Genomic DNA, 2,462 nt, shown 5'->3' on the forward strand with positions numbered 1-2,462 from the left:
ACGATATCAGCTATGGCGAGCGGGTCGCGCTGGATGTCGCCTACCTGAACCGGCGCAGCTTTCTTAACGATATCAGGATCATCTCCCAGACTGCCTCAACCGTGCTTCGCAGAACCGGAAAGTAACGGGCGCACAGACCTTTATTCTTGCTTTGGGACCATGTAGAGAGCAGCGGCACACGCGTTTCGCGTGTGCCAGGCTTTTGGAATCGTATTCTTGATATGAAGCAAGCTCCGATACACGACGCGCAGTTCACATCGAACCGATCCCCGGCAAGTGACACGCCGCAAAATGACACCATCGACCTGGCCGCTTTGGCGGGTACTTTGTGGCGTGGCAAGTGGATCATCACCGTGACCACCGCCCTGACCATTCTGGTCGGAGCCTTTTATGCCTTTGTCGTCGCTGTCCCGTTGTACAAGTCCACCGCCGTGGTCATGCTGGAAACCGATCAGGCCAGCGTGGTTGATCTGCAAAGCGTGGTGGGCGGCCTGGCGGGAGACACGGCCGAGGTCAATTCTGAGCTGGAAGTGCTCCGGTCCCGCGGCTTGATGGGCAAGGTTGTCGACAGGCTTGAACTGGTCTCGGACCCCGAGTTCAACACTGACCTACTCCCGGCCACTGCGCTCGACGGGGTCAAGCAGTTTATCAAATCTGTGTTTGGGGCCGGGCCCAACCCCGAGCCTGTCTCTGAAGAACTGGCTGAACGGCTGCTACGCGACGATGTGATCTCGGCCCTGCTCGATAAGGTTTCGGTACGCAACGTGGCGCAAAGCCTTGTGTTCGAGGTGACGGCCGAAACCAAATCGGCGCGCAAGTCGGCCCTGATCGCGGACACGATTGTCGAGCTATACGTTCTGAACCAGATCGAGGTGAAATTCGACGCCACCGAACAGGCGACCGCCTGGCTGACCGACCGCGTGGCCGAGCTGCAGATCGATCTGGAAACCGCCGAGGCAAAGGTCAACGAATTCAATTCGACGACAGCGCTGATCTCACCCGAAGCGCTGCAATTGCAGGAAGTGCAGCTAAAGGACTTGCGCGAACGCCGCGAGTCAGCCGAGGCGACCCGTATTTCGGCGCAGACCCGGTATGACGCGTTGAACACCGCCGAGACCCGCGCGGCCCAGTCTGCCGCCAGCCAGGACCCGCAACTGCAACGACTACTTGGACAGATCGACGACTCAGATGCCGGTGAGGCCGACTTTGACACCGCCTTACAGCGCCTGGTTGCGCGGACTGCGCTTGAAGCTCGGCGGGCAACGCAGCAGGTTCAGGCCCTGACGCTGTCAGCCGACGAGCTGGGCCAGAAGATCGCGCAGCAGAGTGCGGATCTGATTACACTGCAACAGCTGGCACGCGAGGCGGAAGCCGTTCGGCTGCTATACGAGTATTTCCTGGCCCGCCTGAAAGAGACATCGGCGCAGGAAGGCATCCAGAAAGCCGACAGTCGGCAATTGTCGAGCGCCGTAATCCCGGGCAACCCTTCGGAACCGAAAAAGTCTCTGATCCTTGCGCTTTCAACCATTCTGGGCCTCCTGCTGGGCGTCGGTATCGTGTTGCTGGCCGAGGCACGGCGTAAAGGCTACCGCACGGCCCAGGAACTGGAGCGCAAAACCGGTTACAGCGTTCTGGGTCAGATACCCGTCTTTCCCGGCCGCGGGCGCCGCAAGGTACTGGAGTATCTCGCGGAAAAACCCTCATCTGCCACGGCCGAGGCGGTACGCAACCTGCGCACCTCACTGATGTTGTCCAATGTGGACCGCCCACCGCAGGTTGTGGTGATCACCTCTTCGCTACCGGGTGAAGGCAAGACAACGAATGCGTTGGCGCTGGCGCAGAATTTTGTCGGTATAGGCAAAAAGGTATTGCTGGTCGAAGGCGATATTCGGCGCTTGACCATGACGGAGCAATTGCAGGGTGTGCCGAAGAACGGGATCGTTTCGGTTCTGGCCGGGGACTCAACCGCGCAGGAGGCAATCTTTCAAGACCCGCTGCTGGGTTGTGACATCCTAGCCGGCGAGAAGACCTCGGCCAACGCGGCGGACCTCTTCGCATCCGAACGGTTCCGGTTGTTCCTGGAGGATTTGCGCCAGAAGTACGACATCATCCTGATCGACACGCCACCGACCTTGCTGGTTTCTGACGCGCGCCTGATTGCGCGCAACGCAGATGCGGTGCTGCTGACCGTCAAATGGAACGACACGTCCGAACAGGATCTCGCTGAAACCATGCGACTGTTCCACACCGACAATCAGCGCCTGACCGGGCTTGTACTGAGTCAGATCAATGCCCGCAGTGCTCGGCAATACGGCTATTCCTACGGCAGCTACGCCAACAAGTACTACAACAACTAGAATTGCTGCCCGATTTTTTTTTCGGCAGCGGCGCGTTGGGCAAGCGCGCCGTTTTTGTGGGTTTTATATGTATCAGTTTGTGCTGACGGTGCTTGTTGTGCTGTT

The 2,462-nt window shown here is 59.0% G+C and carries 1 protein-coding gene; it reads left to right on the plus strand.

Going from position 1 to position 2,462, the window contains the following annotated elements; genetic code table 11:
* The first annotated feature begins 221 nt into the window (after window positions 1-221).
* The gene (locus ACR0IM_RS24435; RefSeq protein ID WP_480683480.1) at window positions 222-2,357 is read left to right on the plus strand and encodes a polysaccharide biosynthesis tyrosine autokinase; all 2,136 of its coding nucleotides are present in this window, start codon (window positions 222-224) and stop codon (window positions 2,355-2,357) included.
* Window positions 2,358-2,462 lie beyond the last annotated feature (105 nt).

The sequence above is a fragment of the Ruegeria sp. BF6 genome (genome assembly GCF_056538665.1).

Excerpts from the sequence above, each read along its gene's own strand:
- ACR0IM_RS24435 (WP_480683480.1), top strand. The coding sequence starts at position 222 with ATGAAGCAAGCTCCGATACACGACGCGCAGTTCACATCGAACCGATCC.